Annotated in this window: 16 protein-coding genes; 1 reads left to right on the top strand and 15 read right to left on the bottom strand. The window is 70.8% G+C overall.

Features of this window, described 5'->3' with window-relative positions; all coding sequences use genetic code 11:
- Positions 1 to 296: 296 nt before the first annotated feature.
- The 13 genes from gspI to PBN85_RS08135 all read right to left on the bottom strand — a co-directional run bounded on the left by gspI (position 297) and on the right by PBN85_RS08135 (position 16,090).
- Positions 297 to 662 (bottom strand): type II secretion system minor pseudopilin GspI, encoded by a 366-nt coding sequence (gspI, locus tag PBN85_RS08195; protein ID WP_271300720.1) that lies wholly within the window; start codon positions 660 to 662, stop codon positions 297 to 299.
- Positions 662 to 1,126, bottom strand: coding sequence for a GspH/FimT family pseudopilin (locus tag PBN85_RS08190; protein WP_081793082.1), 465 nt, complete (start codon positions 1,124 to 1,126; stop codon positions 662 to 664). Before PBN85_RS08190 ends, gspI begins: the two co-directional genes overlap by 1 nt.
- A gap of 2 nt (positions 1,127 to 1,128) precedes the next feature.
- On the bottom strand, positions 1,129 to 1,602 hold the full coding sequence (gene gspG / locus PBN85_RS08185; protein WP_271300719.1) for a type II secretion system major pseudopilin GspG: 474 nt from the start codon (positions 1,600 to 1,602) through the stop codon (positions 1,129 to 1,131).
- 19 nt (positions 1,603 to 1,621) lie between these two features.
- Complete coding sequence (gspF, locus tag PBN85_RS08180; RefSeq protein WP_271300718.1) at positions 1,622 to 2,845, bottom strand: type II secretion system inner membrane protein GspF; 1,224 nt, start codon at positions 2,843 to 2,845, stop codon at positions 1,622 to 1,624.
- A gap of 265 nt (positions 2,846 to 3,110) precedes the next feature.
- The gene (locus PBN85_RS08175) at positions 3,111 to 4,682 is read right to left on the bottom strand and encodes a GspE/PulE family protein (protein WP_271300717.1); all 1,572 of its coding nucleotides are present in this window, start codon (positions 4,680 to 4,682) and stop codon (positions 3,111 to 3,113) included.
- A gap of 424 nt (positions 4,683 to 5,106) precedes the next feature.
- Positions 5,107 to 7,326, bottom strand: coding sequence for a type II secretion system secretin GspD (gspD, locus tag PBN85_RS08170; protein WP_271300716.1), 2,220 nt, complete (start codon positions 7,324 to 7,326; stop codon positions 5,107 to 5,109).
- Positions 7,327 to 7,334: 8 nt separating this feature from the next.
- Positions 7,335 to 8,189: a type II secretion system protein N gene (locus tag PBN85_RS08165; RefSeq protein ID WP_037534891.1), complete on the bottom strand. Its 855-nt coding sequence runs from the start codon at positions 8,187 to 8,189 to the stop codon at positions 7,335 to 7,337.
- Positions 8,190 to 8,254: 65 nt separating this feature from the next.
- Entirely contained in the window at positions 8,255 to 8,857 is a 603-nt protein-coding gene (locus PBN85_RS08160) for an ATP-binding cassette domain-containing protein (RefSeq protein ID WP_271300715.1), read from the bottom strand.
- Positions 8,847 to 9,536 carry a molybdate ABC transporter permease subunit gene (gene modB, locus PBN85_RS08155; protein WP_271300714.1) on the bottom strand — a complete coding sequence of 230 codons (690 nt, stop codon included), beginning with the start codon at positions 9,534 to 9,536 and terminating at the stop codon, positions 8,847 to 8,849. Before modB ends, PBN85_RS08160 begins: the two co-directional genes overlap by 11 nt.
- Positions 9,536 to 10,285, bottom strand: a complete 750-nt coding sequence (modA, locus tag PBN85_RS08150) for a molybdate ABC transporter substrate-binding protein (protein WP_037534894.1) — start codon at positions 10,283 to 10,285, stop codon at positions 9,536 to 9,538. The genes modB and modA overlap by 1 nt, the downstream gene beginning before the upstream one ends.
- 288 nt (positions 10,286 to 10,573) lie before the next feature.
- The gene (locus PBN85_RS08145; RefSeq protein ID WP_271300713.1) at positions 10,574 to 13,945 is read right to left on the bottom strand and encodes a polysaccharide deacetylase family protein; all 3,372 of its coding nucleotides are present in this window, start codon (positions 13,943 to 13,945) and stop codon (positions 10,574 to 10,576) included.
- Positions 13,946 to 14,381: 436 nt separating this feature from the next.
- Positions 14,382 to 15,362, bottom strand: coding sequence for a quinone oxidoreductase family protein (locus tag PBN85_RS08140; RefSeq protein WP_271300712.1), 981 nt, complete (start codon positions 15,360 to 15,362; stop codon positions 14,382 to 14,384).
- A gap of 59 nt (positions 15,363 to 15,421) precedes the next feature.
- Positions 15,422 to 16,090, bottom strand: coding sequence for a spermidine synthase (locus PBN85_RS08135; protein ID WP_271300711.1), 669 nt, complete (start codon positions 16,088 to 16,090; stop codon positions 15,422 to 15,424).
- 141 nt (positions 16,091 to 16,231) lie between these two features.
- Between PBN85_RS08135 and PBN85_RS08130 the strand changes: the two genes are divergently transcribed.
- Complete coding sequence (locus PBN85_RS08130) at positions 16,232 to 16,582, top strand: DUF6481 family protein (RefSeq protein ID WP_271300710.1); 351 nt, start codon at positions 16,232 to 16,234, stop codon at positions 16,580 to 16,582.
- A 247-nt stretch (positions 16,583 to 16,829) separates the two neighbouring features.
- On the opposite strand, the gene PBN85_RS08125 is transcribed toward PBN85_RS08130, so the two are convergent.
- Positions 16,830 to 20,948 (bottom strand): translocation/assembly module TamB domain-containing protein, encoded by a 4,119-nt coding sequence (locus PBN85_RS08125; RefSeq protein WP_271300709.1) that lies wholly within the window; start codon positions 20,946 to 20,948, stop codon positions 16,830 to 16,832.
- Positions 20,945 to 22,870, bottom strand: a complete 1,926-nt coding sequence (locus PBN85_RS08120) for an autotransporter assembly complex protein TamA (RefSeq protein WP_271300708.1) — start codon at positions 22,868 to 22,870, stop codon at positions 20,945 to 20,947. Before PBN85_RS08120 ends, PBN85_RS08125 begins: the two co-directional genes overlap by 4 nt.
- Positions 22,871 to 23,000 lie beyond the last annotated feature (130 nt).

The raw sequence follows: 23,000 nt of genomic DNA, 5'->3' as shown, positions 1-23,000 counted from the left end.
CTGTTTGACAGGCCCCACACTGCCAGTCGGATGTCCGCGCACTTGGGGAAATCGGCGACTGATTTCCGGCAGATACAATCCGAGGCCGAAGACGAGGCGGCAGGCCCTTCCCCCACCACGCCCCACCCCGGCAAAGGCCGGGGCCCAGTTGGGGGACCTCGATAATCTGCGGCAAAACTCCACCCAGCTGGACCCCGGCCTCCGCCGGGGTAGGGCATGGATCGCGGTGATCCGGTCCCCACGCAGGGGCTCGACGCACTCTCCGTTGCAAGCCACCTCCCTCACCGACGGCCCGCTCACGACGGCTGATCCGGCGGCCGGATCGCGGTGGTCCGCCCGACGATCTGCCCGGCGCGATTGCTCACCGCGACGTCGATCCGGACGATCGCGGCATTGCCCGTGCCGCGCACCTCGCGCACCCAGGTCCAGCTCTGGCCGCCGTTGACCTCGCTGCCCGTGGTGCGTCCCGCAACCGGCGGGCGGGCATCGGTGATCGCGGCATTGGCGACATTGCGCGCGACCAGCCCGGCGAGGAGGCTGTCGTCGAGCGTACGTGCGCCGCGGATCGTCGCGCTCTCGAGTCGCAGCAGCGCCAGCACGGCGAGGCTGAACACCGCCAGCGCGACCATGATCTCGATCAGCGTGAAGCCGCGGTCCCGCATCAGCTCGCCACCCGCACCGTGCCGTCGGCGGCCATGTCGATCACCGCACGCGCGCCGCTGCGGCTCAGCGTGATCTGCGCGGGCCGGTCGGCGAGGCCGGTCGGATCGAAGACGATGCGCAGCCGCCCGCTCGCCTCGCCGGTCGCGGCGGTGGTGCCCGGCGTCCAGCGCTCGACGCGCAGCGGCTTGTCGGCGACCGCGATCCACTGGCCCGCGCCGCGCCGGTCAAAGCCATAGCCCGCCGCCGTCACCCACAGGCTCATCGGCCGCGATTCGACGATCGCCGCGTCATGCGCCGCGCGCGCGCGCAACGCGAAGCGTGCCGCCTCGTCGGCCAGCCGGCCGCGCGGATCGGGCATGTTCCATACCGCCACCGCCGCGGCGAGGCCGATGATCGTGACCACCACCATCAGCTCGACGAGGGTAAAGCCGCGCTCCCCGGCGCGGCGGCGGCGCGGCGTCATGGTTATTGCCAGCTAGTGATATCGGCGTTGACGCCCTCGCCGCCTTCCTTGCCGTCGGCGCCGAGGCTCCACACGTCGGCCTCGCCATGCTGGCCGGGCGAGGCGTAGAGGTACGGCCGGCCCCAGGGATCGGGCGGCAGCTTCTTGATATAGCCGCCGCGCTGATATTCGGCGGCATTGACCCCGGCGGGCGCGGTCACCAGCGCCTGCAGTCCCTGCGAGGTGGTCGGATAGCTGTTCATCTGCAGCCGGTACATCTCCAGCGCGCCTTCGATCGTGCTGATATCCGACTTGGCCTTGGTGATCTTGCCCTTGTCGCCGGCGGGCAGCACGTTGAACGTGACGATCGCGGCGAGCAGGCCGATGATCACGATCACCACCATCAGTTCGACGAGCGTGAAGCCGTGTTCGGCGGAGCGCCTCACGGGGGTGACACCCCCCTCGCGACGGTGGCGTTTCTGTTCGGGTCTACGCATGACTTTCCTCATTGGCCCCTCATTGTCCCGCCAGCGTGTTGAGCTGGAGGATCGGGAGCAGGATCGATAGCACGATCGTCGCGACGACGCCGCCCATCACGACGATGATCGCCGGTTCGAGCAGCGACAGCGCGGTGGCAGTGAACCGGTCGAACTCGCGCTCCAGATAATCGGCGGCGCGTTCGAGCATTTCGTCGAGCCGCCCCGCCGCCTCGCCGCTCGCGGCGAGATACGTCAGCAGCGGCGGAAAGACGCCGGCGCGGCGCATCGCCGCCGACAGGCTGCCGCCGCCGCGGATCGCGTCGACGATCTCGTCGGAGGCGACGCGCAGCCGCCGGTTGTGGATGGTCGAGGCGGTGAGCGCGAGCCCCTCCAGCAGCGGCAGCCGGCTGGCGATCATCGTGCTCAGCGTCCGCGACATCCGCGCCGCATGCAGATCGCGCAGCAGCCGCCCGAGCAGCGGCAGCCGCAGCAGGCCGGTGTCGAAGGCGAGGCGCAACGCCGGATCGCGCAGCGCATACCAGCCGCCGACGCCGACCACCGCGACAACCAGCACGATCAGCCACCAATAACCGACCAGCAGCGCGGACAGGCCGATGACGATGCGGGTGAGCAGCGGCAACTCCTGCCCGACCGTGTCGAACTGCTGCACCACCTGCGGCACGACGAAAGCCATCAGCGCGGTCACCACGCCCATCGCCACCACCGCGAGGATCGTCGGATAGGCGAGCGCGGTGATCAGCTTGCCGCGAATCTCCGCCTGCCGTTCGAGCAGCGCGGCGAGCCGGTCGAGGATCGTCGGCAGGCTGCCCGAGCTTTCGCCCGCCGCGACCATCGCGCGATAGAGCGGCGGAAAGCTCTTGCCCTCGCGCGCCATCGAATCGGCGAGCCGGCGGCCTTCGACGACGCCGCCATGCACCTTCTCGACGATCGCACGGACACTGTCCTGCTCGGTCTGGCGGGTGATGGTGCGCAAGGATTCCTCGAGCGGCGAGACGCGGTTGAGCGTCGCGAGCTGGCGGGTGAACAAGGTGAGCTGCTTGCCGCTCATCCGCGCACGGCCGAGACGGATGCCGAACAGCGGCCGGCTCTGCGCCGGCGCAGGCACGCCCGGTTCGAGGCGGACGACGTAGAGCTTGCGCCGGTCGAGCTGCGCGCGCGCCGCATCGAGCGACGCGGCGGCAACATGACCGCGCTGCTCCTGCCCGCGCGTGTCGATGGCGAGATAGTCGAAGTCAGCCATCTATTTCTCCCCGCTTCGGGGAGGTGGCACCGCGTACCGGTGACGGAGGGGGGCTTCCGCGGACGCTACTCGGCGTGAATAGCCCCCTTCACCAGCCTCAGTATAGTGAAGGGGAGCCTTCCAAAGATGGTGCGCTGCGTGGAGAGCCCCCTCCACCAGTCTTCGGCTGGCCCCCAGCAGCGGGTTGACCATGCCCCGCATGGTCAAGGATCGTCCGGGGGACGATCCGACCCGCTGCTCCGTGCCGGGGAGGAATTGCCGCCCCTCACGCATCCTCGGCCACCGGCTCGCTCGCATCGCGCCGCGACACCCGCACCGCCTCTTCCGCGGTGGTCAGCCCCTTGCGCACCAGCGTTTCCGCCGCCTGCGCAAGGTTCGGCGTCCGCGCGAAGGCATGCGCGGCGATCGCGGTCTCGTCGGCGCCGTCGTTGATGTAGCGGCGGATGGTATCGTCGACGCGCACCGCCTCGAACACGCCGATCCGCCCCTTGAAGCCGGTATGGTTGCACGCCGCGCAGCCGACCGCCTCATAGACGACCGCCTCGGGCTCGATGCCGAGCAGCCCGGCGACGCCGTGCGCGCCGGACACCGGCCGCCGGCAGGCGGGGCAGAGCCGCCGCACCAGCCGCTGCGCGATCACCGCGCGCAGCGTCGAGGCGAGCAGGAACGGCTCGACCTTCATGTCGCGCATCCGGGTGATCGCGCCGACCGCGTCGTTGGTATGGACCGTCGACAGCACGAGGTGGCCGGTCAGCGACGCCTGCACCGCGATCTCGGCGGTTTCGCGGTCGCGGATCTCGCCGACCATCACCACGTCGGGATCCTGGCGCAGGATCGCGCGCAGCCCCGCCGCGAAGGTCAGCCCGACCTTGGGATTGACCTGCGTCTGCCCGACGCCCTCGACCGCATATTCGACCGGATCCTCGACGGTGAGGATATTGCGGCTGCCGTCGTTGAGCAGCCGCAGCGCCCCGTAGAGCGAGGTGGTCTTGCCCGAACCGGTCGGCCCGGTGACGAGGATGATGCCGTTGGGCTCGGCGAGCGCGCCGCGCAACAGCGCATACATGCCCGCATCCATGCCGAGCGCGTCGAGGTCGATCCCGGCATTGTCCTTGTCGAGGATACGCAGCACGACGCGTTCGCCCGCCCGGCTCGGCAGCGTCGAGACGCGCACGTCGAGCAGCTTGCCGCCCAGGGTCAGCCCCATGCGTCCGTCCTGCGGCACGCGCCGCTCGGCGATGTCGAGCCGCGCCATCACCTTGATGCGGCTGACCACGACCGGCGCGACGTGCGGCGGCATGCGCAGCGTCTCGCGCAGCACGCCGTCGATCCGCATGCGCACGATCAGGCCGGTCTCATAGGGCTCGATATGGATATCCGACACGCCGTTGCGCGCGGCATCGGCGATGATGCCGTTGATCAGCCGGATCGCCGGCGCGTCGTCGGCGGTGTCGAGCAGGTCCTCGGCGGTCGGTAGGCCCTCGGCGAGGCTGTCGAGCTCGTCGCCCATGCCGACCGCGGCGAGCGCATTGGCCTGGCCGTCCATCGCATACTGATCGGACAGCAACCGGTCGAACTGCGGCGCCTCGACCACCGCGACGTCGAACGGGCGGGCGAGATAGCGCCGCACCTCGATCAGCGCCTTGGGATTGGCGCCGGCGCGCAAGGCGACGGTGAGATGCGTATCGCTCTCGGTATGGGTGACGACGACGCCGTGCCGCCGCGCGAAGCCATAGGGGATGGCGAGCATCGGCAGCGGCTCGACCGGCGCGGTCGCCGCCGCGTCGATAACGAGCTGTTCGGGCGCGGCGAGCGCCTCGCCGGTGCGGATGATCATGCCGATACCTCGCCTTTCCGCGTCACGCTCGACCGATGCCCGGACGCCAGCAGCCAGATGGGGAGGCCCCCATCCCTCGTCATCCCCGCGGGGGCGAGCCGCGATGGGCCCACGAGGTCCGCGCCTCCGGTTTTCCAGCGGCGTCGGGACGATATAGTGACGGAGCACACCATCCCCACTTCTGTCATCCCCGCGCAGGCGGGGATCCATAGACGCAGGTGCGGCGACAAAGCCGGGAGATTAGCGTGTCTGGATCCCCGCCTGCGCGGGGATGACGATCCGGGGGGAGGAAGCGAACACCCTCCCCTCGGCGTTGCGCGGGACGAAGCGGTGCGGAGGCATCCAACCGTCCGCCCGCGCTCGGCCACCGGCCGGTCCGGGCGACGGACCGCCGGCCCGCGCCGGCCTGCCGATCCGCGCGTCCTCACCGCTCCCTCGGCCGGATGACCTTGGTGGTGTTGTGCTGGATCGGCACCGCGATGCGTGGATCGTCGATATTGCCAGGCACCGGCGCGGAGGGGATCGGCGCCGCCGCCCCCAGATAGTCGCGGACGAGCTGGTCGATCGACGGCTCCTCGTCGGGCGACTGCAATCCCTGTTGCAGCCGGATATAGCCGTAACGCTGCTCGGCGAGCTTGCGGCTGTCCGCCGCGCTGCGCAGGATGGTCGGTCGGATGAAGATCATCAAATTGGTCTTGTTGCGCGACTTGGCCTTCGACTTGAACAGGTTGCCCAGCACCGGAATGTCGCCGAGGAACGGGATCTTCTCGATCGTCCGCCGCTCCTCGTCGCTGAGCAGCCCGCCCATCACCGCGATCTGCCCCTCGTCGACGGTCAGTGTCGTCTCGATCTCGCGCTTGTTGAGGATCAGGTCGCTGTTGTCGCTCGACACCGGCCCGGCGATCGAACTCACCTCGAGGCGCAGGATCAGCTTGACCGTGCCGGACGAATTGACCTGCGGCCGCGCGGTCAGCTCGATGCCGACATTCTCGCGCTGCGTGGTGCGGAAGGTATTGTCGAAATTGTTCGACAAGGCCTGCCCGGTGGTGATCGGAATCTCCTGCCCGACGAGGCTGTGCGCCTCCTGATTGTCGACTGTGACGAGGTGCGGCACCTGCAGCAGGTTGGAGGTGGTGTCGCTCTTCACCGCATTGATGATCGCGCCGAACAGCACGTCGCCGATCTTGCCGCCGAATCCACCGAAGCCGCCGGTCGAGCTGAGGATCGAATTGAGCGCCGACTGGGTCAGCGTATCCGACGCGGTATTGTTGGTGACGGTGGTGACGACGCCGTTGGCGACCGTCGTCGTCGTATTGTTCGACAGCTCGCGCGCGCCGATCGCGCCGGCGATCTGGAGGATGTTGGGCGCGCTGTTCGAGAAGGTCGAGGCGGCGAAGGCGCCGCCGGACGGATTGGCGAGCACGAATTGCGCGCCGAGCTTGTTGACCGTCGCGTCCGAGACTTCGGCGACGATCGCCTCGATCAGCACCTGCTCGCGGCGCGTATCGAGCTGGCGGACGACATCCGACAGCTGCCGCTGGATATCGGCGGGGGCGGCGATGACGATCGCATTGGCGCCCTGGAAGCGCGTCACCACCGCGGCGGAGCGCCCGCCCTCGGTCGAGATCGCCGGGCGGCCGTTCCCCGTCGTCGTGCCGCCGGCGTTGCTCGTCTGCTGCACCGGTGCCTGCGTCACCTGCCGCTGCTGGCTCGTGTTGCTGCTGCCGCCGGTGCTGCTGCCGAAGCCGGTCTGGGTGCGCGACAGCTGCGTTTCCTGCACCGCGTCCGGCGTCTGGCCGACGAGCTGCTGGAGCACGGGCAGCAATTGCGCCGCATCGGCGTTTTCGAGGAAGACGACGCGGATCTCGGTGCCGTTCTTCGCCTTCTGATCGAGATCCTGCGCGACCTGGACGAGCCGCGCGACGCTGTTGACGTCGCCGCGGATCACCACCGAATTGCTGCTGTCGACCGCGGTGACGGTGGTGCCGACGCCGCCCTGCGCGCCGCCCTGCCCGCCCGGTGCGCCGGTGGCGAGCCCTTGCAGCGCCGCGGCGATCTCCTTGGCCGAGGCGTTCTTGAGCGCGACGACGCGGGTTGAGGCATTGTCGGCATCGACACGGCGCAGCACTTCGCGAATACGGCGGATGTTGTCGCCGAAATCGACGATGACGAGGCTGTTCGAGCCGCGGTTGGCGCTCACCGCGCCCTGCGCACTGACCAGCGGCCGCACCGTCTCGATCGCCTGCGCCGCGTCGATCGAGCGCAGGCGGATGATCTCGGTGACGAAGCTGTTGCGGTTGGCGCCCGCCGCACCGATGCGGCTCGGCTGCGAGGCGGCATTGTCGATCGGCTGGATGCGGAAGGCGCCATTGCCGGTCGGCACCGCGACCAGGCCGTTGGCGCGCAGCGTCGACAGGAAGGTCTCGAAATATTCGGACCGGCTGAGCGGCCGGTCGGTGACGACCGTCACCTTGCCGTTGACCCGCGCGTCGATGATGAACGTCCGCCCGGTCACCTTGGCGGCATCGGCGATGAAGGCGCGGATATCCGCATCGCGGACGTTGAGCGTGGTCTGCGCGGTCGCCGCGACCGGCAGCGCGAGCAATGCGGAGGACAGCAGCAGGGCGGAAGCGAAAGTCTTCATGTGGGTCTTCATCGATTGGGCGCGATCGTGATGGCGAGCGCGAGCGTCTGCGACCCACGTTCTACGGTGATGGGGATGTTGCCGCCACCGGCGAAATCGGCGGTGACGCGGTCGAGGTCCTGCGGGCCGCTGACCGGCCGGCCGCCGATCGCGGTGACGACGTCGCCGTCGCGCAGGCCGGCGTTGCGGAACAGCGCGCCCGAACCCTGCGGCCGGACGACGAGGCCGGAGATACGCCCCGAATCGATCCGCGGGATGAAGCCGATCTCGCTGCGGATCTGGTCGGCGCGGATCGGCGCCGCGCCGCCGGGCGGCGGCGCGAGCGGCGCACCGGGGATCGGGCCGGTCTGGCCGAGCCCGCCCGATCCGACCGGCGGCGGTGGCGGCGCGTCGGACTGGACGAGGAACAGATCCTCCGCCGTGCCGCCGCGATCGATGGTGATATGATCGAAGGCGACCGCCTTGAGCCGCACGCCCGGCTGGATCTCCTCGCCGACCGCGACGCTCTTCTGGACGTTGTCCGGCCCGGCGAGGATCGCGGAGCCGCGCCCCGACGCCTCGTCGACGCGGATGCCGAACAGCGTCAGTTGCAGCGCGGTCACCGTCGCAGGCCCCTGCGGCGCGCCACCGAGCCGGAAGAAGGGATCGAAGCCGGCGAGCACATCATAGGGCCGCCCCGGCACGCTGACCGTCGCCGGACGCCAGTCCCCCAGCGGCGACACCGGCGTCACCAGCGTCCACACCAGCCGTGCGCTCTGCGTCGCCAGCCCTGCGATCAGGAGCAGCTCGGCCAGCGAATAGACGTTCACGACGGGCAGGCGGCGCACCAGGCGCCGCGTGCGCGCGTCGAGTTTCAAGCGCATGAAGTCATCCCGTCCCGCAGCGTCGGCCTACGCATGGCATGTTACGGTTTAGCGGCAAAGGGGGATCATAGCGTGACGACGCGGGTCGCAAGCCGTTCGGCCTCCTCGGGATCGTGTGTCACCATCAGCATCGGCAGCCGCGCCTCGTCGCGCACGCGGAGCAGCGCGTCCATGATCTCGGCGCGGCGCGGCCGGTCCAGCGACGACAGCGGCTCGTCGAGCAACAGGAAGGCGGGATCGCTGAGCAGCGCCCGGCCGATCGCGACGCGCCGCGCCTCGCCGCCCGACAGCGTCCGCGGCCAGCGATCGAGCAGATGCCCGATGCCGAGCATCGCCACCGTCGCCGGCAGCGCCCGCTCGTCGCGCGCGCCGTACAGCAGATTGGCGCGGACGCGGCGATGCGGGAACAGCCGCGGGTCCTGGAAGACATAGCCGGCGCGGCGATGCTGCGGCGGCACGTCGACCCCGGTCGCGGCGTCGAACAGCATGCGCCCGGCCACCGAAATGCGACCGCGGTCGGGGCGGAGCAGCCCGGCGACCATGTTGAGCACGCTCGTCTTGCCCGTCCCCGACGGACCGAACAACATGGTCAGCCCGTCGCCGGCGACGCAATCGAGCGCGATTTCGGCCTCGCCCAATCGCTTGGCGACCTGGATCTCAAACGCCATGCAGCCCCCGGCGGACGCGGCGGGTGAGCCATTCGGAGGCGAGCAGCGCGGCGAAGCTCACCGCGACCGCAATTCCCGACAATCGCCATACCGTCGCCTCGGCGCCCGGCTGCTGCAACGCCGAATAGATCGCCAGCGGCAGCGTCTGCGTCTCGCCGGGAACGTTGGAGACGAAGGTGATCGTCGCGCCGAACTCGCCGATCGAGCGCGCGAAGCCGAGCACCGCACCGGCGAGCACGCCGGGCAGGCTGAGCGGCAGCGTCAGCGTCCAGAACACCCGCCACGGCCCTGCGCCGAGCGTGCGCGCCGCATTCTCCAGACCCGCGTCGACCGCCTCGATCGACAGCCGCATCGCCCGCACCATCAGCGGCAGCGCCATGATCGCCGCCGCGATCGCGGCGCCGGTCCAGCGGAACAGCACGCTGATCCCGAACCAATGCTGCAGCAGGCTGCCGACCGGCCCGGCCGGCGCGAAGGCGAGGAGCAGCAGCCAGCCGGTGACCACCGGCGGCACCACCAGCGGCAGATGGACGACCGCGTCGACCAGCACCTTGCCCGGAAACCGCACCCGCGCGAGCAGCCAGGCGAGCGCGAACGCCGGCGGCAGCGCCGCCGCCATCGCCACCGCGCCGACGCGCAGCGACAGCGCGAGGATCGTCCATTCGTCGGCGGACAGCATCAGCGCGGCGCGAAACCGTATCGCGCGAAGATCGCCTTGCCCGCACCGCTGACGAGGAAGCGGCGGAAGCGCTCGCCCTCCGGGTTGCGCGACGCGGTCAGCCGCGCGACCGGATAGGTGATCGGCGGATGGCTCGCTTCGGGGAAGACGCCGGCGATGCGGACGCCGGGCGCGGCGCGCGCATCGGTGGCATAGACGATGCCGAGCGGGGCCGCGCCGCGTTCGACCAGCGTCAGCGCGGCGCGCACGCTGTCGCCGCGGACGACATGGGGCGCAACCGCGCTCCAGACGCCGAGCGCCCGCAACGCCGCCTCGCCATAGCGCCCCGCCGGCACCGGCGCATCCGCCATCGCGAGCGGCCCGCGGCTCAGCACGCGCGCGAGCGCTGCGGCGGGGCGCAGCGGGATGCGCACGCGGTCGTTCCTGTCGGCGACGACGACGAGGCGGTTGCCGAGGAAGGTGACGCGGCTGCCGGTGACGATCAGACGCCGGGCGGCGAGCTCGTCCATCCACTGCTGGTCGGCGGAGACGAAGAGATCCGCCGCGCCCCCCGCCTCGACCTGCCGCGCCAGCGCCGAGGAGGCGGCGAACGACACCACCGGCCGCGGATGCCCCTGCTTGGCCCAGGCATCGGCGGCGGCGTTCATCCCTTCCTGCAGGCTCGCGGCGGCGAGCACCAGCGGCGCGCGCTGCGCGACGGCCGGCGCGGCGAACGTCAGCGCGAGGATGAGCAACAGCGGACGGATCATGACGGCACCCGAATAGGAAGACTGTATTCCGCCGTATACAAGGCGCTGCGCCGACGCGACCGTCCTTTTGTCAGTTTGGCTAGGTGACGCCCGACGCCTGCGCGACCAGCTCCTGACTGCGGTCGACTATCAACCGCAACGCCCTGGACGCCCGAACCCGGCGTCAAAGGCGTCATGACGCTCATCAATTCGAACCACTGTGCCCTACATGCCGCGACTTACGGTCAGTCCTGCGATTGACGTTGCCCCAAGCAGGAAAGGGGCAGGCTCATCCTGTCTCCACCCCGCTCACGACGCGCTCACCCGCCCGGTCCGCTGCAATTTGCCCCAACCGACCATCGGTCCACGCAGCGCCTGCGCGATCGCCTTGAGCACGACATAATACATGATCTGGCGATAGCCGATCCGCTGCGGCACCAGCAGCCACAGCAGGCGCCAGCGCTCGCGCCGTTCGAGTGCGAAGGCGATCGTCGCGGCGAGCAGATCGATCGCGGTGAACACCAGCCAGAAGGCGAGCATCGTATAGACGTCGTGGCTGGTCTGCGCCCAGCCATGCGCCTGGATGTCGAGATAGGTGACGACGAAGCTGACGAGCAGCGCGAGATCGATGATCGGGCTGATTGCGGCGAGCAGGATCTGGAAGACGATCGCCTGCGGCAGGCCGATCCAGCCCAATCCGCGAGGGCTGCTGCGGCCGATCGCCGAACGATGCTTCCACAGGCATTGCAGCGTGCCGAACGCCCAGCGGAACCGCTGTTTGGCGAGCGCGCGGAACGTCTCGGGCGCCTCGGTCCAGGCGATCGCATATTGATCGTACTGGACGCGCCAGCCGGCACGCTGGATGGCGATGGTGAGGTCCTGATCCTCCGCCAGCGTGTCGTGCGGATAGCCGCCGACCTGGCGGATCGCGGCGAGCCGCCACGCGCCGACCGCGCCGGGCACGACGGTGATCGCATCGAGCCGCGCGAAGGCGCGCCGTTCGAGATTTTGCGCGGTGATATATTCGAGCGCCTGCCATTTGGTGACGAGATTGACGCGGTTGCCGACCTTGGCATTGCCCGCGACCGCCCCCAGCCTGGGATCGTCGAACCAGCGCGCCAGCCGCGCGATCGTCGTCGGCTCGAACTGCGTGTCGGCGTCGAGCGCGATGACGATCTCGCCCTTGGCGTGCTCAAGTCCGGTGTTGAGCGCGCGCGCCTTGCCGCCGTTGACGAGCGTGAGCAGCCGCACGCGCGGATCGTCGCCGAAGGCGGCGCTGACCACCGCGGAGGTCGCGTCCTTCGACCCGTCGTCGATCACGATCACCTCGACCGCGACATCGACCGAGGCGAGCACGCCGCGCACCGCGCGCTCGATCACCCGCTCCTCGTTATAGGCGGGGATCAGCACGGTGACGAAGCGGGCGGGATCGATCGCCGGGAACACCGTCCGGCCCTCGCGCCGCGCCTGGATCAGCGCCAGCGCGGAGAGCGCCAGCGCGCGCAGGATGCCGATGGTGATCGCGATCATGAACAGCCAGCGCAGCCCCACCGCGATCCCGCCGAGTGCGCTGAACAGCGCGAGGTCGACGTTGGCGGCAAGCTGGTCGCTCGCGCTGATCGGCGGCATCGAGGCATGGCGCGACAGGCCGGCGAGCGTCGAGACGGGCACGAATCGATACCCGAGCGCGCGCAGCCGGTCGATGATCACCGGCAGCGCCGCGACCGTCTCGGCACGATTGCCGCCGGCGTCGTGGAGCAGGATGACGTTGCGGCTGCAATCGGCATCCGAATCGCCGTCGCAGGTCTTGGGGCCGCTGGTCACGCGGTCGATCGTCGCGTCGATGATCTGCTGGACGCCCGGCCGCTTCCAGTCGCCGGGGTCGACGTGCAGGCCGACCGAGACATAGCCGCGCTCCTGCGCCTGCAGCGCCGGCTCGATCTCGTCCGCGGTCGACGGTTCGGCGTCGCCGAAATAGGGCGCGCGGAACAGCCGCAGCGAATGGCCGGTGAAGGCCTGGAACAGCCGCTGCGTCGCGTTGAGCTCGAACCACACCTGCCCTGGCGAGACGGTGGCGAGATTGGGATGGGTGTAGGTGTGGCTGCCGATCTCATGCCCCTCCGACACCATGCGTTGCAGCAGCGACCGCTGGGTCAGCGCATTCTCGCCGATGATGAAGAAGGTCGCCGGGGCGTGCTTCTGCTTGAGCACGTCGAGGATCTGCGGCGTCCATTTCGGATCGGGGCCGTCGTCGAAGGTCAGCGCGAGCAGGTTCCTGCGATAGCCGGTGCGATCGACCTCATAGGCCTTGGGCAGACGCTGGAACTGGACGTCGGCGATCGTTCCGCCCGGCCCGGCGATCGCGCGGCGCTCGCCCGGCACGGGGGTGGCGGCGATCTTCAATATCTCGCCGGCGCCCTCGATGTCGGTGATCGTGCCGGCGGGGATCGAGTCGATCGCCGAGACCGCCGGCAGGCTGCGGTGATCGCGCCCGAACACGGACCACAGGCCCGGGTCCTCGGCGCCGAGCCGCCACAGGGCGACGCTGCCGATCCCGGCGCGATGCAGCAGCGCGATCTCGTTATAGGCGGAGGCGGCGTCGAGCAGCCAGACGACATGGCGGCTGCCGCCGTCGCTATAGGCGAAGCTGCTGTTGCCGCTCGCCCGGTCGAACGCCGGCATCGCCCCCGAATCGCGCGCATTCTGCCACGCCTCCTCGACGCCGAGCGGATCGCCGCCGCCGTCGTGCCAGTCATAGGCATAGGAGCCGATCGCGACGACCAGCTTGGCGGCGGGGATGCCGCGCGCGGCGCTGGCGACGCTCTCCGCGAACCAATGTTGCGAGGCGATCGGGCCGGCGGGGCCGCTCGGCTCGTGCTCGTCATAGGCCATCAGGAAGATCTTGTCGGTGACCTTGGCATAGGCTGGCAGGTTCCAGTCGGGATCGGCGACCGGCGCGGCGATCGAGACGCTCCAGCCGTGCGGGGCGAAGCGTCGCTGCGCCTCGGCGAGGAAGGCGCGGTAATTGGCCTGGGCGCTCGCCGGCAGTTCCTCGAAGTCGAAGAAGGCGCCGCCGGCGCTGTTGGCGGCGAGCCACGGCACCAGCCGGTCGAGGAACGCGGCGCGCGCCCGCGGGTCGGCCAGCATCGCGGCGGTGCCCGCACCGTCCCATTCGCCGTTGCTGGCGTTCTGGACCATCGGGATCACCACCGGGCGATGCACCGCGCGGTTGAGGATCGCCCGCCCGGCGGTATCGCGCAACACCTGGATGCGATGGTCCGGCCCGGTCACCGATACCCAGCCCGGGATCACCCAGTCGAGCTGATCGACATGCCGTTCGAGGCTGGCGGCGCTCGACTGGTCCCAAGGCGTATGGAAGGCGATGGCGAGATTGGGGTTGCCGGCGCTCGCCTTGCCGCCGCGACCGGTGCCGAACAGCTGGCCGGCATAATAATCGAGCCCGCGCTTGGCCCGGCGGATCACGCCATGCGGCGGCGCGAGCCGGCGCAGCGCCGGCCGCTCGACCTCGACCGGCAGCAGCGGCGCGCGGGGCACCGCGCCGATCGACACCGCGAACACCGCCACCGACAGCACCAGCAACGCCACGAACGCGACGACGCCGAGCGTGAAGCGCCGTTTGCGCCGGCCACTGGCGTCATAGAATATGGGATGCTGGGGCATGAACGAGGAACTCCGGATAGATCGCTGTGCAGCGGGATGGATGGCGGATCCGCGTCAGCGGCGTGACAAAGCCGTCACTTGCCGCGATCGGTCCGCCCCTGCGCACCCGTCCCCGTCGTCCATCGCTCATTCCCCTGCGGCCACGTTGCCGTCAGCGCGGCTTATCCCAGCGCACCGGCGCGAGGGCAATATGCCGTGGCGGGGTGCGACTGTCGTAGCAACTTTCCGCTCCGAAGCGTGACCAGTATTCCTGCGAACGCAGGAATCCAGAGCGAAACAAAACACCGGCGGTTCCGTTCGCCGCCCTGGGCTCCTGCGTGCGCAGGAGCACGGGACGCCCGTTCGAGGGCGGCTATTCTCTCGACGGTCCGCGCGATCTCCGACGACGTTCGGATCGAGCGGCCTTGGCGACCGCCACCCCGCGCATTGTCGCGCGTCACCCCACCGTCAGCACCGTACTCCCCCGCGTCTCCCCCTGTTCGAGCGCGCGATGCGCGTCCGCCGCCCGTTCGAGCGGGAAGCGTTGGCCGATCTGCGGCCGGATCGCGCCCCGGCGCAGCATCGCGAAGACGCGGTCGACGCCCGCGCGCCGCTCTTCCGGCGTGACATAATAATCGAACAGCGTCGGCCGGGTGACGAACAGCGACCCCTTGGCCGCCAGCGTGCCGAGCGACACGCCCGTCACCGCACCGCCGGCATTGCCGTAGCTGACGATCAGCCCGCGCCGCGCCACCGAATCGAGCGACGCCTGCCACGTCGCCTGGCCGACGCCGTCGAACACCGTCGCGACGCCCTCGCCGTGCGTGATCTCGCGCACCCGCGCTGCGACATCCTCGTCGCGATGGAGCAGCACGCGGTCGGCGCCGGCGGCACGGGCATGATCGGCCTTGGCGGCGGTGCCGGCGGTGCCGATCACCGTCGCGCCGATCGCCTTGAGCCAGCCGACGAGCAATTGGCCGACGCCGCCCGCCGCCGCCCAGACCAGCACCGTCTGCCCCGGCTGGACGCGCGCGCAGCGATCGACGAGGCATTCGGTGGTGCAGCCCTTGAGCAGCAGCGCCGCCGCGGTCGCGTCGTCGATATCGTCGGGCAGGTGCAGCAGCTGCCGCGCCGCGACGTTGCGCGCGGTCGCATAGGCGCCGCGCGCCGGGCCGAAGGTGCCGACGCGGTCGCCGACGGCAAAGCCCTCGACGCCCTCGCCCACCGCCTCGATTACGCCCGCCGCCTCGCTGCCGAGGCCGCTCGGCAGCTCGACCGGATAGACGCCGCTGCGATGATAGGTGTCGATATAGTTGAGCCCGACCGCATGGTGCCGCATCCGCACCTCGCCCGCGCCGGGCGGCGGCAGGTCGATGTCGACCCATTCGATCACTTCGGGGCCGCCGGTACGGGTGATTCGTGCCACGCGATCGCTCATCGTCTTCGCTCCTTCGTCCGCCGCTCCGAACCGTTCGGGGCGGGCGCCGGTTGCACGACTCAGCGCGGCACCGCAAACCAGATGGTGTGCATCGCGCCCTTGCCGTTGCTGCGCGCGCGGACGGTGACCTCGTCGACGGTGAAGCCGCCCTCGCGCAGCCGCCGGGCGAACGCCGCATCCTTCGCCGCCGACCAGATGGCGAGCACACCGCCGGGGGTCAGCGCTGCGCGCGCCGCGGCGAGGCCGCGCGCCGCATAGAGCCGGTCGTTGGCGGCGCGGACCAGCCCGTCGGGTCCGTTGTCGACATCGAGCAGGATCGCGTCATAGGCGCGCGGGGCTGTGGCGATCACCTCCGCGACGTCGGCGAAGGTGACGGTGACGCGCGGATCGTCGAGGCAGCCGTCGGTCAGCGCCGCCATCGGCCCGCGCGCCCAGTCGACGATCTGCGGCACCAGCTCGGCGACGGTGACGCGCGCCTGCGGCCCCAGCCGGCCGAGCGCCGCGCGCAGGGTGAAGCCCATGCCATAGCCGCCGATCAGCAGATGCGGCGCCGGCCGCCCCAACCGCTCGATCGTCATCGTCGCGAGCGCCTCTTCCGATCCGCTCATCCGGCTGTTCATCAGCTCGTTGCGGTCGAGCACGATCATGTAATCGGCGCCGCGCCGGAACAGCCGCAGCGGCTCGCCGCCCGGCACCTCGGCGGTGTCGATCAATTCGCGTGGCGTCATCGCGGCTCCCTTCGCGTGCAAAGCCGGCGCTTTATCGCGGCTGATGGCGCGCCGCGACGGGCGTTTTTGCCAATTCGGGCGTTTTGCAGTAACGGCCACCGCCGAGACACTCTCACAATCGACAGGATCATCACGCCTCACATGTCAGCCTACAAGCCCCAGACGTTCCAGGAGCGCGCCGCGCTGTCCGCCAAAGCCAAGCAGGCGGCGCTCGAGAAGCTGCGCGCCAAGCCACCGCTCGACCCGGCGATCGTCGCCGCCCGTGTCGCCGCCGCCGAGGCGAAGGAAGCCGCGCTCGCCAAGGCGCGCGCCGAGAAGCAGGCAGCGCGCGAGCAGGCGATCGCCGAGAAGAAGGCCGCTGCCGAAGCCGCCGCCCTCGCTGCGGCAGAAGCCGCCGCCAAGGCCAAGCCCAAGATGCCGACCGAAGCCGAGATGAAGGCGGCGCGCGATGCCCGCTACGCCGCCCGCAAGCAGCGCGCCGGCAAGAAATAACGGGACGTCCTCCTAGCCTGTCGAAGCGGCAGGGCATTTACCTGCCCTTCGTCAGGTCAAGGTGAGGCGGGAGAGGCGGCGAACGCCCCACCTTCGTTTGCGCCGAGCCTGTCGAAGCGCACTGTCCCACAAGGACGCGCGCCTGCGGAGACCCGCCTTTCGACAGGGTCAGGGCCAATGGTCAGATGACCTCATCCCCTCCTTGCACTGTCGGTCGAGGCGCCGCGGGGCGAATGGGTCTCCCGCCTCAATAATCCTTCGACACCCGCACGTTCGCGCTCTGCCGCCCGAGCGTCGAGATGCTCGACAGCAGCGACAGCCAGCGCGTCACCTGGAACTCGACTTGGGTCGCCGAATAGCCCTGCCCGTCGGTGACGATCTCCGCATAGAGCCGGCGGGTGACGTATTTGCCCGCGGCGATCGACGTGCTCTGCCCGGTCTGCGGATCGGCGGGCAGGATGCGCAGCCGGTCGAGTCCCGCGGCGCGGCGCACCGCGTTGATTGGGTTGAGGCCGTTGCCGCCGTTCTGCAACGCCGCCACCGCCGCGGCGAGCTGCAACGCCTCGGGTGCGGACAATTTGGTGATCGAGGTGCCGAACAGCAGCCGCGACAGCAATTCGTCCTCGGGCAGCGCCGGCGTGCTGGTGAAGCCGATCTCGGGCTTAAGCGCGGTGCCGGTAACGCGGATCGTCGCGGCAAGGCCGGTGCTGTCGGCATTGGCCTCGATGTCGAGCACCGGATTGGCCGGCACCTCGCCGGCGAAGCGGATCACGCCGCGCGACAGCTGGAACTTGCGCCCGGCGAATTCATAATCGCCGCGGATCATGTTCGCCTGGCCGGTGATCGCCGGATTGCCCGGCTGGCCGGCGATGCCGAGGTCGGCGGACCATTCGCTCGACAGGCCGAGGCCGCTGACGATCACCTTGTCGGGCGCACGCGCCTTGATCGCGAGCGTCCACGGCGTGACGGGCGTATCATCCTCCTCGCCGCCGTCGGGCAGGTTGATCTCGCGGACGTTGAGCCGTGGCAGCGCCGCCGCCGCGCTCGCCTGGCCGAGCCGGTAGCGGCTGCGGTTGAGCACGATGTCGCCGGCGATCGTCCCGCCCTTGCCGTCGGAGGTGAAGGTGAGCGGGCCGGTGACGGTCGCGCCGATATCGTCGCGGTTGATCATCACCGCATGATCCGCCTGAAGCTTGAGCGCGAGGCCGATGCCGTGCGGCGCGGCGAAGTCGAAATCGCCGCTGCCGGCGACGCGGCCGCCCTTGCCGGCGTCGGCGGTCAGCCGGTCGATGACCAGCCGCGATCCGTTGAAGCGGCCGTTCGCCTGGACGTTGGTCAGCACGGTGCCGGTGTTGGCGCTCTCGATCCGCGCGCCATTGGCCTGCAGCACGCCGCGGATCAGCGGCGCGCCGATCCGGCCGCTGACGTCGGCGCCGATCGCCACCGGGCCCGACAGGTCGAACAGTTCGAGCCCGGTCAGCCGCCACACCGTATCCGCCGGCCCCGAATAGCGCAGCTGCGCGAACAGCGGCGCCGCCGCGATCCGGCTGGCGAGGTCGCCCGAGCCGAGCGGCTTGAGCAGCGCCTGGGCGCGGCCGATCGTCTTGCCGCCCGACGCCATCACCACGCGCACGCCTAATCGGTCGGCGGAGAGGATGCCGGCGAGACCGAGGTCGATCGGCCGCGACGACAGCACCAGCCCGGCGCGGCTCAGCCCACGGACGGTCAGATTGGCCTTGCCGGTCGGCGCACGATCGGCCCCGGTCGCATAGCTGAACGTCCCCGACGCGGTGCCGCCGAGGCCGAGCCGCGGATAGCCGATATCGAGGATCGCCAGCGGCATGCCCGTCAGCGCGGCGTCGAGCGACAATGCATCCGCAGCATAATGGCCGCCGACCTCCGCCTCGCCGCCGGCGAAGCTCAGCCGCGTCGGCGCGAGCCGCCAGCCGTCGCCCTCACGACGGATGTCGGCGGGCGCGAGCAGCCGCAGCGGGCGGCGGTCGAGCGTGCCCTGCGCGGCAACCGACAGATGATCCTGCGCCACCTGCGTCACCGTCTGGATGTCGAAGGCGCGCCCGCGCGATCCGGCGATCGACGCGCGCACCTCGCCGACGCCGCCGCGCAATTTCGCCGTGCCGGCGAAGCGCGCGAGGCTGAGTCGCCCGAGCCGCACGACCGCACCGCTGGTGGTGAGATCGAGCGCGGTGCCGGCGGGATCGAGCAGCAGCGCCGCGTCGACGCGGCCGCGGCGCAGCGTCGCGCTGCCGAGCTGCGCGTCGGCCGCGCTGAGATGCGTCTCGATCCGCTGCACCGTGCCGACCGGGCGGAACAGCAACTCGCCCGCCAGCCCGCCGCCCGCCACCGCGAGCCGCCCGGTGAAGCCGCCATGGCCGATCGTCAGCCTGCCGCTCGCCGCGGTGCCGCTCACCGCCAGCCGGTCGACGACCAGAATGTCGTCGACGCCCGGCGGCAGCAGCAGGATCGATCCCGCCAGCGTGAACGGCCCGAGCCGCGATTCGCCCGCGGCGCGATAGGTGAAGCCGCTCGCCGTCGGATCGAGATGCGCGCGCACCTGCGACAGGCCGAGCGCCGCATTGGGGCTGGCGAATTGCAGGTCGAGCGTCGGCCGGTCGATCTTGCCGTCGAGCCGCAGCACCACCGGGCCATAGGTGGCATGTCGCCCGCTCGCCTCGATATGGAAGGTATCGTCGGGACGGCGATAGCCGTTGCCGCGCAGGCTGAGCAGCGGCGAGGTCAGCACCATGTCGGTGAAGCGCAACAGGCCGTCGGGGGTGCGTTCCAGGCCGGCGCTGATCCGCGGCAGGCCGCCGGTCAGGCCGCGCAGGAAGCCATTGTCGAGCCGCACGACCTGCGCCGTGCCGCGCCCGACGATGCGCGTGCCGCGCCCCCCCGCCCCCGGCACGACGCGCAGGTCGGAGCGCAGGTCGACGATGCCGAGCCCCTTGATGAACAGGCGGTTGAGCGTGCCGTTGAGCCCCACCTCATAGCGGCCGGTGGCGAGATCGAGCGCGACCATCAGCCGCCCGTCGAGCTGGTCCGAGCGCAGCCGCAGCGAATCACCGGTGAGCAGCGAGCCCTTCAGCATCAGCGGCCCGTCGAGGCTGAAATGCCGCAACACGCCGCCCGCGACGGTGCCGACGCCGGTGACCTGCGCCGCGGTGAAGCGCGTCGGCAGCACGAGCTGCCGCTGGCCGAGCCGGCCGCTGCCGGCGAGCCGCACCTCTTCGAGGCCGGTCCGGTCGATCGCCAGCCGGTCGGCGCGCAGCCGGTAGTCGAAGCGGGCGCTGCGGAAATCGCCGTCGATCACCGCGCGCGCGGCGACGCCGCTGCCGGTCATCGCCGGAATGATCGCCGCCGGCCGCAGCAAACGCGCGCTGAGCCGCAGATTGCGCCACGCCCCCGCACCGAGATCGGCGAGGCCGGTCGCCTCCAGCGCCAGCGCCGGACTGCGCAGCGTCAGCCGGCCGTCGAGTCGTCGGTCGGCGAAGCGCGCCTGCCCCTGGACGCGCAGCCGCGGTGCGGCGAGGCGCAGCGCCGCGCTGCTCAGCAGACCGGTCGGCACCAGGTCGCCCGCCAGCGTATAGCGGCCATCGTCGGCAGCGAGCGCGAGATCGAGCGCGCGCGCGCTACCGATCCGGCCGACCGCCCGCCCGCGCCAGCGCGTCCAGCCGCCCGACCCGTCGATATCGAAGGCAACGGCACGCCGCAGGCCGAGGCTGCGCGACAAGACGCCGCCGGCGCGCCCCGCCGCGCTGGCATCGAGATCGAAGCGACCGGCATCGGGCTCGGCATCGAGGCGCAGCGTGAGCCGATCCGATCCGGCGACGCTGGCGGCGAGCCGCACCAGCGCGCGGCCGCGGCGGATGTCGGCACGGCCGGCGATCCGCCCGACCCGCGCGGTGCCGAGCACCGGCTTGGCGAGCACCAGCCGCTCGACGTCGAGCGCGCGGATGCGGATGTCGAAATCGGGCAGGATCGGCCCGGTGCGCGGCATCGCCCGGGTATGCGGCGCGTGGAACAGCACCGCCCGCGGGATCGCCAGCCGGTCGATGATGAGCTGATGCCGCAGCCAGCGCCATGGCGACCAGTCGAGCGCGACGGTCGGCGCCTGCACCAGCAGGCCGTCGAGATCATAGACGCGCACGTCGCTGAGCCGCGCCCGGTCGTAGAGCGAGCCGTCGATCCGCCCGATGGTGAAGCGCAGGCCATTGGCGGTGCGGATCGCGCCGATCCGCTGCGCCACCCAGCGATGGCCGATGCCGGTGTCGACCACCGCCAGCGCCAGCGCCGCAAGCGCGAGCAGTCCGGCGAGGGCGAGCGCGATCCGGCGCAGCGCGCGGCTCAAAAGGCCTGCCCCAGCGAGACGTAGACGGCGATGCGGCTGTCGCCCGGCTGCGGATTGAGCGGCGTGCCGACGTCGAAGCGGATCGGGCCGAAGTTGGAATAATAGCGCACGCCGACGCCCGCGCCATATTGGAAGTCGCCGAGCCCCGGCACCGCGCTGGTATAGATGGTGCCGCCGTCGAGGAACGGCACGATGCCGAAATTGCCGAAGGCGCGCACCCGCGCCTCGATCGAGAATTCGGCGAGGCTGCGCCCGCCGATCGGATCGTTGTTGACGTCGCGCGGCCCGATCGCCTGATAGCCATAGCCGCGCACCGACGCGCCGCCGCCGGCGTAGAAGCGCCGCGACGGCGCGATGCTGTCGCGCGAGGCGCCTAGGATCGAGCCCAGCCGGATCCGCTCGGCGAGCACCAGCCCGCGCCGCGCCGGCTGATAGGCGCTCGCGTCGATCTGCACGCGCGCATAGCCGAACGCGTCGTTCTCCAGCGAGAATTCCGGGCTGACCCGACCGCCGAGGCGGACGCCGCGGGTCGGGTTGAGCAGATCGTCCGATCCGTCGTAATTGAGGCTGGTCGGCGCGGCGGCGATATAGAAGGTGCGGCGGCGCGGCTCGCCGGTCGCGGCGATGACGTCGCGCTCGTCCGAACTCAGCACCTCGCCGCCGAGCGACCAGGTCCAGGCCTTCTGGAAGAAGATCGTCGTCTGCCGCTCGATATTGGCGGCGACGGTATAGGTCTTCGCCTCATAGGCATCGCGCTGGACGTGGCTCGCGGAGATCTGCGCGGTCAGCACGCGGTCACGGTCGCCGAAATTGTTGCGGCGGAAGACGACGCTGCCGAGCTGCTCGCGCGTGCCGAGCACGCTGCGCAGGGTGAGCGCGCCTTCGGGCGGGAACAGGTTGCGATGCGTCCAGTTGAGTTCGGCACGCGCGCCCTCGCCGGTGCCATAGCCGAGCTCGCCGGCGATCGTATGCACCGGTGCGGCGCCGAGCTTGACGCCGATGTCGACCACCCCCGGCGCGTCGGCCGGGATCGGCTTGACCTCGACCGAGGAGACCAGCCCGGTCTGCACCAGCGCGCGGCGCAGATCGTCGAGCGTCGTCGCGTCGAACGTGTCGCCGGGGGCGAGCCGCGAAATCTCCTGGACGTGATCGGGGCCGAAGACGCGGTTGCCCGGCAGCGCGACGAACTTGCCGAACCGGCTTTGCGCGCCCGGCGCGACCTGGAGGTCGAGCGTCGCGGTCTTGCTGGCGTGGTCGACGACGATCTGCGGTTCGCCGACATCGGCGAAGGGGAAGCCGGTCTGGCCGATCCGCGCCGTCAGCCGCGCGGTGCCGGCGACGATCGCATCGGCATCGACCGGGTCCGAAGGCTTGACCCCGAACGCCTCGCGCAGCGGCGGCGCCTTGTCGCCCGCCGCGGCAAGACCGCCGAGCGTCACGTCCCTGAGCCGGTACAGCGTCCCCGGTTCGGCGGCGAGCACGACGAGCGGCTTCGTCCCCGGCTCGACCCGCGTCGTCACCCGCGCGTCATAATAACCCGCGCCGCGCAGCAGCGTCTGCAACAGGTCGGCATCCTCGCGCGCGCGGCGATCGAGCTGCGCGGCGTTGGCGGCGCTGCCGTCATTGGCGCTCAGCGTCGACAATTCCTCGAAGCGCTTGCGCAGCAGCGGCGTCGCGCTGGTGTCGATGCCGTCGATCCGCCACGCATAGCGGCGCTCGGCGGCGCCGTCGGTCGCGGCGGCCGTCGTGCCGGCGGGATCGTTGCCGAGCTCTGGCCAGGCGACGCCGATATCGGGCAGGGGCGCAAGCGGGGCATTGGGATCGAGCGGCACCTCCGCCGGAGCCGTCTGCGCCGCCGCCGGGCCGGGAAGAAGGAGCACGGCAGTCGCGCCAAGCCCGAACCACCCCAAACGCAACAGCATGGCGCCGTCCTAGCGTGCGTCGCCGGCCTGCAACAGTCCCATATCCGGCGGTTTCGGCCTCAATCGGCCCCGCTTATCGTTCGCCCGGGCGCGCCGCCGCGGCAGCCGCCAGCCCGACCAAAGTGGCGCT

Source organism: Sphingomonas sp. CV7422 (assembly GCF_027945725.1).
In the GTDB taxonomy this organism is placed as follows: Bacteria; Pseudomonadota; Alphaproteobacteria; order Sphingomonadales; family Sphingomonadaceae; genus Sphingomonas; species Sphingomonas kyungheensis.
Note: the sequence above shows the minus strand (reverse complement) of the source record. Positions and strands in the feature narration are given on the sequence as shown.

Coding starts and splice junctions, on each gene's coding strand:
- PBN85_RS08130 (WP_271300710.1), top strand. CDS start 16,232: ATGTCAGCCTACAAGCCCCAGACGTTCCAGGAGCGCGCCGCGCTGTCC.
- PBN85_RS08120 (WP_271300708.1), bottom strand. CDS start 22,870: ATGCTGTTGCGTTTGGGGTGGTTCGGGCTTGGCGCGACTGCCGTGCTC.
- gspG (WP_271300719.1), bottom strand. CDS start 1,602: ATGCGTAGACCCGAACAGAAACGCCACCGTCGCGAGGGGGGTGTCACC.
- PBN85_RS08160 (WP_271300715.1), bottom strand. CDS start 8,857: ATGGCGTTTGAGATCCAGGTCGCCAAGCGATTGGGCGAGGCCGAAATC.
- PBN85_RS08165 (WP_037534891.1), bottom strand. CDS start 8,189: ATGCGCTTGAAACTCGACGCGCGCACGCGGCGCCTGGTGCGCCGCCTG.
- gspI (WP_271300720.1), bottom strand. CDS start 662: ATGCGGGACCGCGGCTTCACGCTGATCGAGATCATGGTCGCGCTGGCG.
- modA (WP_037534894.1), bottom strand. CDS start 10,285: ATGATCCGTCCGCTGTTGCTCATCCTCGCGCTGACGTTCGCCGCGCCG.
- PBN85_RS08135 (WP_271300711.1), bottom strand. CDS start 16,090: ATGACGCCACGCGAATTGATCGACACCGCCGAGGTGCCGGGCGGCGAG.
- PBN85_RS08140 (WP_271300712.1), bottom strand. CDS start 15,362: ATGAGCGATCGCGTGGCACGAATCACCCGTACCGGCGGCCCCGAAGTG.
- gspD (WP_271300716.1), bottom strand. CDS start 7,326: ATGAAGACTTTCGCTTCCGCCCTGCTGCTGTCCTCCGCATTGCTCGCG.
- gspF (WP_271300718.1), bottom strand. CDS start 2,845: ATGGCTGACTTCGACTATCTCGCCATCGACACGCGCGGGCAGGAGCAG.
- modB (WP_271300714.1), bottom strand. CDS start 9,536: ATGCTGTCCGCCGACGAATGGACGATCCTCGCGCTGTCGCTGCGCGTC.
- PBN85_RS08175 (WP_271300717.1), bottom strand. CDS start 4,682: ATGATCATCCGCACCGGCGAGGCGCTCGCCGCGCCCGAACAGCTCGTT.
- PBN85_RS08145 (WP_271300713.1), bottom strand. CDS start 13,945: ATGCCCCAGCATCCCATATTCTATGACGCCAGTGGCCGGCGCAAACGG.
- PBN85_RS08190 (WP_081793082.1), bottom strand. CDS start 1,126: ATGACGCCGCGCCGCCGCCGCGCCGGGGAGCGCGGCTTTACCCTCGTC.